Origin of the sequence: Devosia sp., from assembly GCF_028290625.1 — a bacterium.
Taxonomy (GTDB): domain Bacteria; phylum Pseudomonadota; class Alphaproteobacteria; order Rhizobiales; family Devosiaceae; genus Devosia.
The window spans coordinates 104818-119871 of sequence record NZ_JAQGJM010000035.1 but is presented as its reverse complement, the minus strand read 5'-3'; the positions used below and the strand labels follow the sequence as shown (position 1 = coordinate 119871).

At 65.3% G+C, this 15054-nt stretch carries 16 protein-coding genes and 1 tRNA gene; 8 read left to right on the top strand and 9 right to left on the bottom strand.

Going from position 1 to position 15054, the window contains the following annotated elements; translation table 11 throughout:
• The coding region (locus JWR51_RS19885) for an ABC transporter ATP-binding protein (protein WP_299751681.1) at window positions 1-418 on the top strand (418 nt) is incomplete at its 5' end.
• 15 nt (window positions 419-433) lie between these two features.
• On the opposite strand, the gene JWR51_RS19880 is transcribed toward JWR51_RS19885, so the two are convergent.
• The 5 genes from JWR51_RS19880 to hemC form a co-directional block, all read right to left on the bottom strand.
• Window positions 434-509: transfer RNA gene (locus tag JWR51_RS19880), tRNA-Thr, on the bottom strand.
• 28 nt (window positions 510-537) lie between these two features.
• The gene (locus JWR51_RS19875; protein WP_299751677.1) at window positions 538-1911 is read right to left on the bottom strand and encodes a heme biosynthesis HemY N-terminal domain-containing protein; all 1374 of its coding nucleotides are present in this window, start codon (window positions 1909-1911) and stop codon (window positions 538-540) included.
• On the bottom strand, window positions 1908-3122 hold the full coding sequence (locus tag JWR51_RS19870; protein ID WP_299751674.1) for a hypothetical protein: 1215 nt from the start codon (window positions 3120-3122) through the stop codon (window positions 1908-1910). The genes JWR51_RS19875 and JWR51_RS19870 overlap by 4 nt, the downstream gene beginning before the upstream one ends.
• A gap of 27 nt (window positions 3123-3149) precedes the next feature.
• A complete protein-coding gene (locus JWR51_RS19865) occupies window positions 3150-3881 on the bottom strand; it encodes a uroporphyrinogen-III synthase (protein WP_299751671.1) in 732 nt (243 codons plus the stop codon).
• A complete protein-coding gene (hemC, locus tag JWR51_RS19860; protein ID WP_299751668.1) occupies window positions 3881-4828 on the bottom strand; it encodes a hydroxymethylbilane synthase in 948 nt (315 codons plus the stop codon). Before hemC ends, JWR51_RS19865 begins: the two co-directional genes overlap by 1 nt.
• Window positions 4829-4885: 57 nt before the next feature.
• Here hemC and tsaD point away from each other — a divergent pair, with 57 nt between their 5' ends.
• The 5 genes from tsaD to JWR51_RS19835 are packed head-to-tail and all read left to right on the top strand — an operon-like array spanning window position 4886 to window position 8136.
• On the top strand, window positions 4886-5965 hold the full coding sequence (tsaD, locus tag JWR51_RS19855; protein ID WP_299751665.1) for a tRNA (adenosine(37)-N6)-threonylcarbamoyltransferase complex transferase subunit TsaD: 1080 nt from the start codon (window positions 4886-4888) through the stop codon (window positions 5963-5965).
• Entirely contained in the window at window positions 5955-6941 is a 987-nt protein-coding gene (locus JWR51_RS19850; RefSeq protein ID WP_299751662.1) for an NAD(P)H-dependent glycerol-3-phosphate dehydrogenase, read from the top strand. The genes tsaD and JWR51_RS19850 overlap by 11 nt, the downstream gene beginning before the upstream one ends.
• 3 nt (window positions 6942-6944) lie before the next feature.
• Window positions 6945-7238 (top strand): YciI family protein, encoded by a 294-nt coding sequence (locus JWR51_RS19845; protein ID WP_299751659.1) that lies wholly within the window; start codon window positions 6945-6947, stop codon window positions 7236-7238.
• A gap of 2 nt (window positions 7239-7240) precedes the next feature.
• Window positions 7241-7675 carry an EVE domain-containing protein gene (locus JWR51_RS19840; protein WP_299751656.1) on the top strand — a complete coding sequence of 145 codons (435 nt, stop codon included), beginning with the start codon at window positions 7241-7243 and terminating at the stop codon, window positions 7673-7675.
• 59 nt (window positions 7676-7734) lie between these two features.
• The gene (locus JWR51_RS19835) at window positions 7735-8136 is read left to right on the top strand and encodes a DUF1761 domain-containing protein (protein WP_299751654.1); all 402 of its coding nucleotides are present in this window, start codon (window positions 7735-7737) and stop codon (window positions 8134-8136) included.
• A 39-nt stretch (window positions 8137-8175) separates the two neighbouring features.
• Here JWR51_RS19835 and JWR51_RS19830 read toward each other — a convergent pair whose 3' ends face one another.
• From JWR51_RS19830 to dapF, 4 genes are all read right to left on the bottom strand, one after another.
• The gene (locus JWR51_RS19830; RefSeq protein ID WP_299751651.1) at window positions 8176-8886 is read right to left on the bottom strand and encodes a septation protein A; all 711 of its coding nucleotides are present in this window, start codon (window positions 8884-8886) and stop codon (window positions 8176-8178) included.
• Window positions 8887-8976: 90 nt separating this feature from the next.
• On the bottom strand, window positions 8977-10170 hold the full coding sequence (gene ftsY, locus JWR51_RS19825; RefSeq protein WP_299751649.1) for a signal recognition particle-docking protein FtsY: 1194 nt from the start codon (window positions 10168-10170) through the stop codon (window positions 8977-8979).
• An 18-nt stretch (window positions 10171-10188) separates the two neighbouring features.
• Window positions 10189-11454 carry a tRNA (N(6)-L-threonylcarbamoyladenosine(37)-C(2))-methylthiotransferase MtaB gene (gene mtaB / locus JWR51_RS19820; RefSeq protein WP_299751646.1) on the bottom strand — a complete coding sequence of 422 codons (1266 nt, stop codon included), beginning with the start codon at window positions 11452-11454 and terminating at the stop codon, window positions 10189-10191.
• Window positions 11455-12306 (bottom strand): diaminopimelate epimerase, encoded by an 852-nt coding sequence (dapF, locus tag JWR51_RS19815; RefSeq protein ID WP_299751684.1) that lies wholly within the window; start codon window positions 12304-12306, stop codon window positions 11455-11457.
• 412 nt (window positions 12307-12718) lie between these two features.
• Between dapF and JWR51_RS19810 the strand changes: the two genes are divergently transcribed.
• On the top strand, window positions 12719-13921 hold the full coding sequence (locus JWR51_RS19810) for a GNAT family N-acetyltransferase (RefSeq protein WP_299751643.1): 1203 nt from the start codon (window positions 12719-12721) through the stop codon (window positions 13919-13921).
• Window positions 13918-14877: a cupin-like domain-containing protein gene (locus tag JWR51_RS19805; RefSeq protein WP_299751640.1), complete on the top strand. Its 960-nt coding sequence runs from the start codon at window positions 13918-13920 to the stop codon at window positions 14875-14877. Before JWR51_RS19810 ends, JWR51_RS19805 begins: the two co-directional genes overlap by 4 nt.
• Window positions 14878-15054: the final 177 nt, after the last annotated feature.

Genomic DNA, 15054 nt, shown 5'->3' with positions numbered 1-15054 from the left:
CGACGAGGCCATCGCCGCCGCCGACCTGGGAGGCTTCGCCGGCCGGCTGGTCAGCGAGCTTTCCGGCGGCGAGCGCGCCCGCGTCCTGATCGCCCGCGCCCTGGCCGGGCGGCCCGAATGGCTGCTTGCCGACGAGCCCCTCGCCGGCCTCGACCCCGGCCACCAGCTCGACGCCGTCCAGCTCTTCCAGGATTTGGCGCGCCAGGGCCGCGGGATCGTGGTGACGCTGCACGACCTGACCCTGGCCGCCCGCATGGCCGACCGCGTCGTCGTGCTGGCGGACGGGGCCGTGATCGCGGACGGCGCGCCGGCCACAGCCCTGGCCCCGCCGATCCTCGCCCGCGCCTATGGCATCGAAGCCCGCTATGCCGCCGGCGAAGGCGGACCCCTCATCGAGGTGGTCGGCCGCCAGGGTTGATCTGGTCTGCGAGAGTGGTGCCGCTTAGGTGACTCGAACACCTGACCCCATCATTACGAATGATGTGCTCTACCAACTGAGCTAAAGCGGCTTGATCGGTGAGCCGATCGATGGGTCTTTTACTGAGGGTTACCCGCCTGTGCAAGAGGCAACACCGCAAGAGGCTCCTGCACCATCGGCAAAGCTGGCTCGGCGCTGGCCGGCCGCGAGCTCGCAACCACTGGCACCTTCCACTCGAAGGCATCGAGCCGGCCGGTAATCGGGGAGATCGGCTCCCATTCGTCGCTGGTCAGCCCGTCGGCGGTCCAGGCCGGATCGCGCGGCGCCCGCACGGCGCGCGCCAGCCATTCGCGGGCCTTGCCCTGGTCGCCCGACTGGCCTTCCTCGATTTCGGCCATCAGGCTGGCAATGCCCTGCGTTGCGTCCTTGCCGGTAAACGGCGCCAGCGCATCGCGCGCCTTGCTCCAGTCATAGGCATCGATGGCGGCGCGAGCCAGCACCAGCGCAGCGGCGCGATGCGGCGGCGGCATTTCAACCAGTTCGCCCATGCGCTTGAGCCGATCCACCGCCGAAGCGCCCGGCTGGGCATGGGCATAGAGCAAAGCCACGTCGGGATGCCCGGTGGCGCGCCAGATGCGGCGCAACAGGCTCATGGCCTTGCGCGTCTCGCCGCGATTGACGTGGATGCGCGCCGCGATCAGCGCCGCGGGCACAAAGTCGGGCAGCAGCTTCAGCGCCGTCAGCGCATGATCCAGCGCCGGCAGCGGCGCGCTGGTTTCGGTCTCGCGCGCCCGGGCGGTTTCGATCACCGCCTGGCGGCGCCGCTTGCGCGCCCGCTGTTCACGGTTGCTGACCGCCTCGACATTGACCATTGCGACGGCCTCGGCCCACTGGCCCCGCCGCACGAAATCCTCGAACACCGCAGTCGCGGCCCAGCCGGCCTGTGGCGCCAGCGCCAGTGCCTTGCGGGCAAAGGTCAGCGCCGCCTCGGGACGAGTCTGGGTGCGCGCCTGCTCGTAAAGCCCGGCCAGGGCCGCCAGCGCCGTGCGTTCATCGGCGATCAGGGCCCGATAATGCTCGCGCGCCGCCGCCATGTCGCCCACCGCCAGATCGGCACGCGCCTCCAGCAGCCGCGCCGCCGGATTGCTGGGCAGGCGGGCCTGCGCTTCGCGGGCCAGCAGCCGCGCCCGCGCCGGATCGCCGGCCTGCAAGGCGATGATCGCGTCGCTCAGCGCCTCGACCCCCTGCTCTCTGCGCCGCTCGCGATTGCGTCTTGCCATTGAGCGCGGCGCCGAAATGACGCGGCGTACCACGCCCCAGACAATGATGACCACGATGGCCACCAACAGGAACAGGAAGATCGCCACACCAAGCTGCGGCTGCATGCGGTAGCCCGCCGCCTCCAGCGTTAGCGTACCATCGAGGGAAATCAGCCAGGCCGCCAGCGCGGTGATGATCAGGCTGCCGACAATCCAGGAGGCAAGCCGGATCATGAAGCGCTCCCGTTCAGCGCTTGCGTCCGCAGCGCTTCGAGGAATTTCCCGGCCTCAGCCTGCGTACGGATCAGCGCGGGGACATCGCCCGCCGCCGCCTGCATCGGGGCCGGCAGGCTGCTCATCAGCGTTTCTGCCGCCGCGTAATCTCGCCGCCCAATCGCCGCCTCCAGCCGCGACACCACCGCTTCGGGATCGTCGCCGGGTAGTTCCCCGGTCGGCCGCAGCGCAATGGCCGAGCGCAGCCAATCGAGCGCACCATCCTGCCAGCCCGCATCGGGATTGGCCGGGCGGCCAGCCAGCATGGCGGGCAGCACAGCCGCAAACCGACTGGCGATCACGTCGGGACGCGTCAGGCCGGTCGTGGCGCCATTGGCGATATCGGTGGGAATGCTGGCCGTCGGCACCGCCGCCCGTAGTGCCGCCAATTCGGTTTCGTAGGGCCGCCCGGTGGCGAAGGCTGATTCGAACCCCGACAGCACCAGTGGCAATTGCAGCACGGCGCCGACATCGGAGGGCTGCTCGGCCAGAGCCGCAGTGGTGGCGGTGACGCTCGTCTCCAGCGTCCGCACACCCGCTTCGGTCGTGCCGATTCGCGCTCCAAGCTCGTCCAACCGCGTGCCAAAGCCGGCAAGATCGGTCTTGAGCGCGTCAATATCCGCTGGCGCGACGGCGTTGGCCGGTGCCGCCCCGAGCCCCTCGACCCGCGCCGACAGGGCCGCGATATCGGCCTGGATGCCGCCCAGATCGACTGGTGGCGCGCTGGCTACCGCCGTACCGCCGGCCTTTTCCAGCCCGGCCACGCGGGCATTGAGCGCCGCCAATTCGGACTGCGTAGTTTGCGTCACCGTCTGCAATTCAGGAATGGCGCTGCCCAGCTGGGCCACTCGTGGATCAGCCTGCACCACTGGCGCAGGCGCGCTCGGCCAATAGCCCAGCAAAGCCAGCCCATAGGCCGCCGCCAATCCCAGCACGGCGCCGGCGATCGCGGCACCGAAGGCGAACTCCCGCTCCGGCTCGGCCGACGCCGGCGCTTTGGGCGGTGTCGGCTTGGCCGCCGCATCCTTGGGCTCGGCCGGCTTGGCGGCTTCGGGCTTGACTGATTCGCCTTCCGGCCTGGTCTCCCGCGCCTTCAGATCAAGCACGGGCGGCTTGACCGGACCGCTTTTGGTCTCGCTGGGCTTGGGATCGTCTCTTTTAGGATCAACCATGGGACGGCTCCGTCTTGCTGGCCCGCATCATGGCCGGTTTTGTTCGCGCGTAACAGCCAAAGCCAGCGCCATCATGGATTCGTCGCTGGGATGATCGGCGAGGCTGATGCGATTGAAATGCGCCGCCATTAAGGGCTCCGCCACCGCTTCCGACAGGCATAGCATGGCAATGCGCGAACGCTGTGCCCGATCCAATTGCCCCTCCAGCGCCTTGACCAGAAGTTCGGCCGTGCGCCGCGAATAAAGCAACACCCCGCCGATATCGCCGCTCGCCAGCCCCGACACAATGGCATCCGGCAGGGCCTCGACCGGCACCATGTCATAGACCCGGGCCGTCACCACCATCACGCCGAACTGGGCCAGCGCCTTTGCCAGATCGCCCGACAAATGCTTGCCTGCCGGATAAAACACCGGCCCCGCCAGCCGCGCACGCGCCATCAGATTGACCAGGTCGCCCAGCGTGCCCCCGGCAGCGAACGCCTCGGCAAAGCCCATGCTGCGGGCTTCGAGCGCGGTTCGCCCGCCGACCGCAAACACCGGCAGGTGCGAAAACTGCGCGATCACCCCGCGATCCTCCAGGGCCCGCAACCCATTGGTGCTGGTCAACGCCAAGGCGGCAAAACCATTGGCCGGCGGTAGGCTGATGTCCAGCGTCCGCCGGCTCATCAGCGGCGCCGCGATGGCCTGGATGGCCAGCGCCGCCAGCCGCTGCACGGTCGCCTGCCCATCGGGTTCCGGCCGCGTCACTAGCATGCGCATCAGCTCTGTGCCCATTGCGCCAGGAAATCGGTACCCGCCAGCGCGAGCAGCTTGTGCCCCAGCGCCGCGCCCAGCGCATCGGCCTCTTCGGCAGGTCCCGATACGCTATCGGCAAATGTCGCCTGCCCATCGAGGCTGATGATCTCGCCCTTGAGCACCAGCGTCTCTCCATCGAGATTCGACAGCACCCCAACCGGGGTGCGGCACGAACCATCCAGCACCCGCAACATGGCGCGCTCGGCGACGATGCCACGATGAGTCTGGGGATGATCGAGCGGCGCCACGATCGCCGCGAACCGGGCATCGTCGCTGCGCACCGTAATGCCGATGGCGCCCTGCGCAGGGGCCGGCATGAACTGCTGCGGATCGAGAAACGCGGTGATACGGTCGGCCTTGCCCAGCCGGTTCAGCCCGGCCACGGCCAGCATGGTGGCATCCGCCACCCCGTCGGCGAGCTTTTGCAGCCGCGTATCCACATTGCCGCGGAACGGCACGATCAAGAGGTCCGGCCGCAGCCGCAGCACCTGCGCGGCGCGTCGTATCGAGGACGTACCGAATTTGGCGCCCGGCGGCAGGTCATTGATGCTTTTGGCCGTCACCGACATGAAGGCATCGCGCACATCTTCACGCTCGAGGAACGCCGCCAGAGCAATTCCCTCAGGCAGTGAGGTCGCCACATCCTTAGAGGAATGCACGCCGATATCCACGACGCCATCGAGCAGCGCCTGGTCGATTTCCTTGGTGAACAGCCCCTTACCGCCGATTTCGGTCAGGCTGGCATTGCTCTGCTGCGAGCGATCGCCGCCGGTGGAAATGACCTGGATTTCAACGCGCTCAGGATCGACCTGATGCGCCGCCGCCAGAAGGCTCCGAACCAGTCGCGCCTGCACCAGGGCGAGCGGCGAGCCGCGGGTTCCGATCCGGGCGAAGGGCGGTTGCGATTGCAATGTCTTGGTGTCCTATAGTAGGCAACAGGCTCATGTCAGGGAGTAGACCAGTTCGTCATGACCGGGCAAGCTTGGACCATTGTTTTGGGCATCGAGACCAGTTGCGACGAGACCGCGGCCGCCATTGTCATGCGCGACGCAGCGGGCAACGGTACCATTGTCTCCAATGTGGTGCGATCCCAGCTCGATGAACATGCGGCATTCGGCGGCGTCGTCCCCGAACTGGCCGCGCGCGCCCATGTGACCTATTTGGACCATATCATTGCCCAGGCCTGCCGTGAGGCCGGCATCGGGCTGGACGAGGTCGATGCCATCGCCGCCACCGCCGGCCCCGGCCTGATTGGCGGTGTGCTGGTGGGGCTGACCACCGCCAAGGCTTTGGCGGCAGCGCTGGACAAGCCCCTGTTGGCCATCAACCATCTCGAAGCCCACGCTCTGACCGCGCGGCTGACCAATGGCGTGCAATTTCCCTATCTGATGCTGCTGGTATCGGGCGGCCACACGCAATTCGTGCTGGTGCGCGGCGTCGGCGATTACGAGCGCTGGGGCACCACCATCGACGATGCGCTGGGCGAGGCCTTCGACAAGGTGGCCAAGCTCCTCAGCCTCGGCCATCCGGGCGGTCCGGCTGTAGAGGCCGTCGCACGCAGCGGCGATGCCACCCGCTTCAAGTTCCCCCGCCCGCTGCTGCGCGAGGAACGGCTGGACTTTTCGTTCTCCGGCCTCAAGACCGCTGTGCGTTTGAAAGCCGAATCCCTGGCTCCGTTGAGCAACCAGGACGTCGCCGACATCGCCGCCAGTTTCCAGGCCACGGTGGCCGAGATCGTGGCCTTCCGGGCCGGTCAGGCGCTGGCGCGGTTCCGGGCCGAATTTCCCGGCCAAGCTCTCAATCTCGTCGTCGCCGGCGGCGTTGCCGCCAATTTGGCCATCGCGGCGGCATTACAAACAGCCTGCACCAAACATGGAGCAACCCTCACCATACCGCCCATCGCGCTTTGCACCGACAACGGCGCCATGGTCGCCTGGGCGGGGGCCGAGCGCTTCGCGCTGGGTGTCACCGATGCTCTCGACACCGTGGCCCGCCCGCGCTGGCCGCTCGACCTGCCCGATATGAAAGTGGTGCCCCATGCCGCTTGAAACAGTCAGCGTCATCGGTGGCGGCGCCTGGGGCACGGCGTTGGCCCAGGCAGCCGCCATGGCTGGCCGCATAGTCACACTGGTAGTTCGCGATACCACCCAAGTCGAAGAGATCAACCAGCGCCACACCAATGCGCGTTTTCTCGGTGAGCAGATCCTGCTGGATCAAATCCAGGCCGCCAGTGACATACAGGTTGCCGATATCATCGTGCTAGCCGTCCCGGCGCAATCGACGCGAGCCGTGCTGACCGCAATCGATCCCGATTTTCTCGCCGGCCGGCCAGTCATCGTCTCCGCCAAGGGCCTCGAGACCGGCACGCTGGAGCGCCAGAGCCAGATAGTGCTCGATATGGCGCCTGACGCGATGCCTTACGTTCTCTCGGGACCGAGCTTCGCCGCCGACGTCGCGGCGGGCCGGCCCACCGCGGTGACCCTAGCCGGCGATGATGCCAGCGCCACCTCCGCGCTCGCGGCCGCTTTGGCCGGCCCCAGCTTCCGCCCCTATGCCGCCGACGACCGCATCGGCGTCGAGATCGCCGGGGCGCTGAAGAACATCTATGCGCTGGCATGCGGCGCCGTCGAGGGTGCCAATCTGGGCGCATCGGCGCGCTCGGCGCTGTTGGCTCGCGGTTATTCCGAAATGGCCCGCATGGTGGTCGCCATGGGCGGCTCCGCCAGCACCCTGACGGGTCTGGCGGGCCTCGGCGACCTCACCCTGACCTGCACCTCCACGCAATCGCGCAATTACCAGTTCGGCATCGCGCTGGGACAGGGGCGCACGGCTGAGGCCATCATCGCGGCCGGCGCCAAGCTGGCAGAGGGCGTCAGCACCACGCCCGTCGCCGCCGAACTGGCGCGGAGCCTGGCGGTCGACGTCCCCCTGATCGATGCCGTCAACGCCGTGCTCAGTGGCCGCGACACCATTCAAACCATCGTGGCCGGGCTGATGTCCCGCCCGCTCAAGCGAGAGGACTGACCAATGCTGTTTGCCATGATCGTCAAGGACAATCCTGGAATGGGCGAGAAGCGCCTTGCTGTCCGGCCAGTCCATCTGGAGCACCTCAAGGCTTTGGGCGAAAAACTGGTCATGGGCGGCGCCCTGATGGGTCCGGACGGCAATGCCGAAGGCTCCTTGCTGGTGCTGGAAGCCGAGACGCTCGAGGCCGCTACGACGAGCTTCATGCAAGACCCGTTCTTCACCGAAGGCATATTTGGCACGCCCGACATCAAGCCGTGGCGCGTGGCGTTCAATCACACCGGCCGGGAATTCTGACCATGGCATACTGGCTGATGAAATCGGAGCCGGACGTGTTCTCGTTTGCGGACATGACGGCCAAGACGGCGCGCGGCGAACCCGAATCCTGGCATGGCGTGCGCAGCTACGCGGCGCGCAACAACATGAAGGCCATGCAGCTCGGCGACGAGGCCTTCTTCTATCATTCCAATATCGGCAAGGAGATCGTCGGGATCATCCGTGTCATCGCCCTGGCCCATCCCGATGACACCGCCGAGCTGGGCAAGGACGGCAAGGTGATGTGGGAATGCGTCGACGTGGAAGCCGTCAAGCCGCTGCCCAAGCCGGTGACCTTGGCCACCATCAAGGCGACTCCGGCACTCGCCGAAATCGCGCTGATCAAGCTGTCGCGGCTATCGGTCTCGCCGGTGCGCGACGATGAATGGAAACTGATCTGCCAGATGGGCGGGCTTTAGCTCGACGGTGGAATGAATTAGCATTCCTGACGCGCAACTCGCGCGGAGGGGGAATTCACATGATGCATTTTGCCGTCAATTGGCTGGCCGTTATCGTGGCCGGCGTGGTCAGCATGGCTATCGGTGCCGGCTGGTACATGAGTCTGTCCAAGCAATGGCTGGCCGCTTTGGGTAAGAGCCGGGACCAACTCAACGCCGGTCCGTCGCCGTTCATCTGGGCCATTGTTGTCGAACTGGTGATGGCCTATTTCATCGCCGGGCTCACGCCCCTGCTCACCGGCGCCACTACGCCGCTCAATGGCGCCCTGGTGGGAGCCCACATGTGGCTGGGGTTCGTTTTGACCTCGATGATCCTCAACCACCGCTACCAGAATTCGAAATGGTCACTGACCCTGATCGATGGCGCCCACCTGCTGCTCGTCCTGATCGCCCAGGGCGTGGTCATCGGGCTGTTTGGCTAATCTTCCGAGGTCTTCCGAAAAGCTGGGAGCCAGCGGCTCTCAGCTCTCTATCACTATGGGCGGAGCATGCGGCGGCTCGGCGGGCGGCGCATATTTGGTCAGCGTCGGCAGTTGCAGCACCGAGAACAGCACGGTCAGCGGCATCACACCCCAGACTTTGAACGACACCCACACGTCGCCCGCGGCCTTGGCATCATTGGGGAAATACGCATTGGCGCCGCGCCACACCACCTCGTTGGCAATCGCCAGCGCCAGGAAGAACAGACCCCAACGCAGGGTCAGCAGATACCAGCCGCGCGGCAGCAGCTTGTAGACATCGCCAAACACGTATTTGAGCAGCGATTGCTTGAACAGCAACCCGCCCAGCAGTGTGCCGCTAAACAGCAGGTTGGTGATGGTCGGCTTGATCTTGATAAAAGTATCGTCCTGCAGCCAGAGCGTCAGGCCGCCAAACACCATGACGACGATGCCGGTCACCAGCGGCATCACGGCGACCTTTTTCAGCACCAGCCAGGCCACCAACAGCGAGATCGCCATCGCCGCCATGAACACCGCCGTGGCGAAAATGATGGCGTGACCACCGAACCAGCCGCTCAGCATCGGATTGGCCGCGAGGATATCCTCGCCCTTCGCGTTGGCGAGGAAAAACACCACCAGCGGCCCCAGCTCCAGCACCAGCTTGATGATCTGGGGGCGCATCTCGTCCCAGTTCAACTGGGGTTCGGCGGCCTCGGCCTTGTTGTCGCTCATGGGTCAGATGCTTTCAGGTTTCGTCTAATGTGGTCCGCTATGCGGTCCGACGCAAGCAGGCGATACTGCTCAAGCGTGGTGCAAATGCGGCTAAGCGATTGGGGCGCCGGCGATGGCCTGCGCGAAATCGGCGGCCTGGAACGGCTCCAGATCATCCACGCCCTCGCCGACCCCGATGAAATGCACCGGCATGCCGAACTTGCGGGCAATAGCCACCAGGATCCCGCCCCGCGCCGTGCCATCAAGCTTGGTCATCACCAACCCGGTGACCCCGGCGCGCTGGCCGAAAATTTCCACTTGCCGCAGCGCGTTCTGCCCCGTGGTCGCATCGAGCGTTAGCAAGGTGGCATGCGGCGCGGTCGGATCGACCTTCTTGATCACGCGGATGATCTTTTCCAGCTCGCTCATCAATTCGTCGCGGTTCTGCAATCGGCCGGCCGTGTCGATGATCAACACATCGCGACCCTCAGCCCCGGCGCGCGTCATCGCATCGAAAGCGAGACCCGAGGCGTCGGCGCCCGCAGGACCGCCGACCACCGGTGTATTGGTGCGCTGACCCCAGATCTGCAACTGCTCGATCGCCGCCGCGCGAAAAGTGTCGCCGGCAGCCAGCAACACCGATTTGCCTTCGGCGGAAAACTTCTGGCTCAGTTTGCCGATCGTCGTGGTCTTGCCCGAGCCATTGACCCCGATCATCAGGATCACGAAAGGCTTTTTGGTGCTGTCGATCACCAGTGGCTGCGCCACCGGACCCAGCACCTTCTCGACCTCGGCCGCCAGCACGGCGCGCACATCCTCGCCGCTGACGTCGCGATCGAAGCGATCGCGGCGCAGGGTTTCGGTGATGGCGATAGCTGTCTCCATGCCCAGGTCGGCCTGGATCAGCACCTCTTCCAGCTCGTCCAGCGTCGCCGCGTCGAGCTTTTTCTTGGTGAAGACATTGGCGATCGAGCCGGTGAGCTGGTCCGACGAGCGCTTGAGGCCAGAACTCAGCCGGGCAAACCAGCCGAGACGCGGTGCTTCGGGCACCGGCGAAACCTGTGCCACCGCCTCCCGCGCCGCGCTAAACGCTTCTGGCTGGGTTTCGGGTGGCCCCGGCGAGGGCACTTCTTCGGGTTCGGATTGCGGAATTTCCGGCTCGGGCGCTGGTGGCGTCGGCTTGACCGGCTCCGGCGGCACAGGCGGCTCCGGATTGATGGGCAGCGGCTGGCTGGGCACCGGCTCGGGCGCAGGCGCCTCGCCGCCGAACAGGCGCTTGAAGAATCCGGGCTTCTTTTCAGTCATCGCCATACTTTCAAACTATCAAGCCGCGTCGCGGACCGGCTCGCCGACCAGCCCATCGCTGCCCGCACCGGTCACCCGTACGGAAAGCAACTCGCCCGGCTGTGTACCAGCAACGGCTACCGGCAAGAATTGTTCGGTCCGGCCAAGGCCGTCGCGCTCGATCAAGACGTTCTCGACCATGCCGATCCGGCTGGCTTGCAACTTGGCAACCTGCCGCTCGCCCGCTGCGCGCAGCATGGCGGCCCGGCGCTTGGCGACGCCTTTGTCGACCTGCGGCATCCGCGCGGCCGGCGTGCCTTCGCGCGGCGAATAGGGGAAGACGTGCAGATAGGTGAGGTCGGCCTCTTCGACGATGCGTAAGGTGTTATCGAACATCTCGTCGGTTTCAGTCGGGAAGCCGGCGATGATATCGGCGCCGAACACCATGTCTGGTCGCAAGGTCCTGAGTTTGCTCACGATTGTCAGCGCGTCGTCGCGGCTATGCCGGCGTTTCATGCGCTTGAGAATCATGTCGTCGCCCGATTGCAGCGACAAATGGAGGTGCGGCATCAAGCGCCTATCGCTGGCGACAGCATCATACAGAGCCTCGTCGGCTTCGATGGAATCGATCGAGGAGATGCGCAGGCGCGGCAGGCTGGGCACGTGCCGCAGGATTGATTGGGTCAGCTTGCCAAGGGTCGGCAGGCCCGGCAGGTCGCCGCCATACGAGGTAATATCGACCCCGGTGAGCACCACTTCGCCGTAGCCGTTGTCGACCAAGGTCTTGATCTGATTGACGATTGCGCCCATCGGCACCGAACGGGAGGGGCCGCGGCCGAAGGGGATGATGCAGAAGGTGCAGCGATGATCACAGCCGTTCTGGACCTGCACGAAGGCGCGAGCGCGGCCGTCCATGCCCTCGATCAGGTGACCGGCGGTCTCCCGCACGCTCATGATGTCGTTGACCTGGACCTTGTCGTTCAGCGGCGTGCCGAACACCATGGGCGCGTAGGCGGCGGCGCTCATTTTGTCATTGTTACCAATGACTAAGTCGACTTCGGCCATGTCGCCGAACGAGCGCGCTTCAGTCTGCGCCGCGCAGCCGGTGACGATGATCTTGGCGTCCGGATTGTCGCGCCGCGCCTTGCGCGCGGCCTGTTTTGCCTGGCGAACGGCCTCGGCGGTGACGGCGCAGGTGTTGATGATGATGGCATTATCGAGCCCGGCCTTGAGGGCTTCGGCCTTCATCACCTCGCTCTCATAGGCGTTTAAACGACACCCAAATGTTAGCGTTTCGACTGACATTCAGGCCGCTTCCTCGTCACGCGACCACACGCCGGTCGCCGGATCGACCACGCCGGCAAATTCGAGCTCGGCCGGACCGGTCAAAATCACATGATCATTGTCGGCCCACTCGATCAGCAGATCGCCACCCGGCAGCGTCACCGTCGCCTTGCGGCCGGTGCGCTTGGTGCGCGCGCCATTGACCAAGGCTGCACAAGCGGCCGTGCCGCAAGCCTTGGTCAGCCCAGCGCCACGTTCCCAGGTGCGCAGGATAATGTGATCACTGCTTACAACCTGTGCGATGGAGATATTCGCCCGTTCCGGGAAGATCGGATGGTTCTCGAGCAGCGGTCCGAAACGGTCAAGCGCATAGTTCCACACATCGTCCTTGACCCAGAACGTGGCATGCGGATTGCCCATGGAGACGACCGACGGCGTATGCAGGATCGGCGCATCAATCGGCCCGATCTGCAGCTCGATCCCGGTGGTATCGATGAATTCCTCGCTGAGCGGAATCTCCTGCCAGCCGAAATGCGGCTTGCCCATATCAACCGCGATCAGCCCATCATCATGCTCGTCGCCGGTCAAAATCCCCGCCAGCGTCTCGAACACGTAGCTCTTCTGCCCGGTCTGGGCCGCCAGGGCCTGCACGACGCAGCGCATGCCATTGCCGCAGGCCTGCGCCCGCGTGCCGTCCGAATTGATGATCTCGATATAGCCGAACGTGCCCGAGGTGCGCGGGTCATGGATCGCCATGATCTGGTCGAACTTGGTGTCGCTCGAGCCATTGATGGCGATCGCGGCGGCGGCCGTCACCCGGTCGGTCCGGCCGCGCATATCGGCCACGATGATCTCGTTGCCCAAACCGTTCATCTTGAGAAACGGCACGCCGCTCACGTCAGGCCTCATGGGAGGGGGAAATGGTTGTTGGCGTCTATATGGCGCAAAGGCCGCCCGATTGCCAGTGTTTGGGGAAAATGCGGTCTCTGTCCTTGACGCATTGTTGAGGCTTTCGGGCCGCCAATAGCACTTCACCAGCGCTTAACCAGGCAATTAGGTGGGGCAAGCGTGGCCGAGCAAATGGGCGTAGGAAAGAAGCGGTCAAATACGGCCAGTCCGCGCGCCGTTTTCGACTTGAGGGGCCCACCTTTGCAATCGTTCCGCAATCAGTTCGCCAAACTACTGGCTGACATCTTGCCCGTGAGGGATCAAGACTGCACGGCCATTGTCCTGGTTGGTAAATTTTGTGTTGCCGATGGCGACAGCTTTGCGGCGAGCGCTCACAATGTCTGACAGCGCCATGCTCACCATGCCGACCGCGCGCGCCATGCCTGCCGCCATGGCCAAACTGGCCCATGCGCAAAAGCTCGATATCGCCACGGTGCCGCGCGGTGCCTGGGAGGCGCTGTGCGCCGCCAGCATCGAGCCGAACGTGTTCTTCGATCCCGGCTATGCGGTGCCCGCCGCCACCATGGCGTCGGGCGGCAAGGGCGCGGATGCACTGGTCGCCCATGATGGCATCAATCCCGGGCGCATGCTGGGCCTGCTGCCCGTCATCAGCGCCTGGCAGGCCTATAAGCTGCCGATCCCGGCGCTGGTCGCCCTGCAACCCTATTCGCCGCTGTCGACGCCCGTACTCGACGCCGAACACGCCATCGAGGCGGCCGGCGCCCTGATCGACGGTGCCGCCGCGACTGGCGCTCATCTGCTGGTGCTGCCCGACATGATGCTCGACGGCCCCGTCGCCATGGCGTTCCAGGCCGCCCTGGCCGAGCGCGGGTTGACCGCGCTAACCGATCACACCCATCAGCGCGCCGCCTTCGACGCCACCATTACCGACACCGACGATTACCTCCGCGCCAGCATGGGCACCAAGCGGCTCAAGGAAATGCGCCGCCTGCGCAACCGGCTGGGCGATGACGGCGAGGTCGTGTTCAGCGTGGCCCGCTCGCCCCTGACCATCGCGCCGGCGCTGGAGCGCTTTCTCGCCCTTGAGGCACGCGGCTGGAAGGGCGATCTGGGCACCGGCCTGGGCCAGAGCCAGGCCGATACCGCCTTCATCACGGCCGTTGCCCAGGACCTGGGCACACGCGGCGCCTTTGAGGTAGTCGAGCTGACCCTTAACGGCGCCACCGTCGCCGCCGGGCTGGTGTTGCGCCAGGGCGATCGGGCTTTCTTCTTCAAGATCGCCTATGACGAGGAACTGGCCCGCTTCTCGCCCGGTGTGCAACTGACGCTGGAACTGACCAGGCGCTTCGCCGCCAATCCCGCCATCGCCCTGGTCGATTCCACCGCCGCCGCCGGCCATCCGATGATCGACCATGTCTGGGCGCAACGCCTGTCCGTCGGCGACCTGCTGATCCCGACGCGCCCACACGATCCTGCCGGCCGGGCCCTGGGCAAACTCATCATGGCGCGCCGCCACGCGCGCGAAGAGGCCAAGCGCCTCGTCCGTTTTGTAAAATCCATCCGGGAGAAAAAATCGTGAGCACACTGCTGACCGCCGATGCCTCCGCGTTCCAGTCCAAATTTCCCAACCTGCCCTTCCGCATCAATCACGGCCTGGTCGGCGATGCCCGCCTGACGCTTCCGGCGATTTTGGAGCTGGTCAAGGAACTGCCGCGCGACCGCATCGAATACAATTCGGGCAAGGCCGCCGTCAGCCAGGACCCCACAACCACCCCGCTGGTCGATCTCGCCCCCGAAGACGTGATCCAGAAGATCGAGACTGCCGGCGCCTGGATGGTGCTCAAGCGCGTCGAAATCCACCCCACCTACAAGGCGCTGCTCGACGAGGCGCTGATGTCCGTCGCCACCGCGCAGGGCTTCAAAAGCCTCGATGAAGCTGGCTTCTCGGACGTGCAGGGCTTCATGTTTGTATCCTCGCCGGGCTCGACCACGCCATTCCACCTCGACAGCGAGGACAACTTCTTCGTCCAGGTGCATGGCGACAAGATTTTCAACGTCTATGACAATCAGGACAAGTCGATCGCCACCGACGACCAGATCGAGCACTGCATCACCAAGCACCGCAACCTGAAGTTCGACGAAAAGTACGTCGCCAAGGAAATGCACAATGATCTCAAGCCCGGCGAAGGCGTGTTCGTGCCTTATCTCTGGCCGCACTGGGTGCGCACCAAGGACACCTATTCCATCTCGGTCGCCATCACCTGGAAGACCAAGGCGGTCAGCCGCCGCAACGACCTTTATGTCGCCAATTCCATGCTGCGCGACCGTGGTTTTCCGCAAAAGGGTCCGGGGATCAATCCGGGCTGGGATGGGTTGAAGGTCGCGGCCATGCAGATCGGCAAGGGTCTCGCCGCGCCCTTGCGCCAGAGCGAGGGGCTTCGTCGGCTCATTCGCTCGGTGGTGCTGGGGAAAGACGCGAATTATTACTACAAGGCGCAGAAGGCCAAGGAAGCTGCGGCCAAGGTGGGCATGTAGGCTTTGCGTACAACGTGAATGTGAAGCGGGCGGCCTTGGGGTCGCCCGTTTGTTTTGGGCAGGGCAGACACCCTCATCCGGCGCTGCGCGCCACCTTCTCCCCGACGGGGAGAAGAATAAGAGGCACCGCGCAGCCGGGATTCCTCTCCCCGTCGGGGAGAGGGTGGCCGAGCGGAG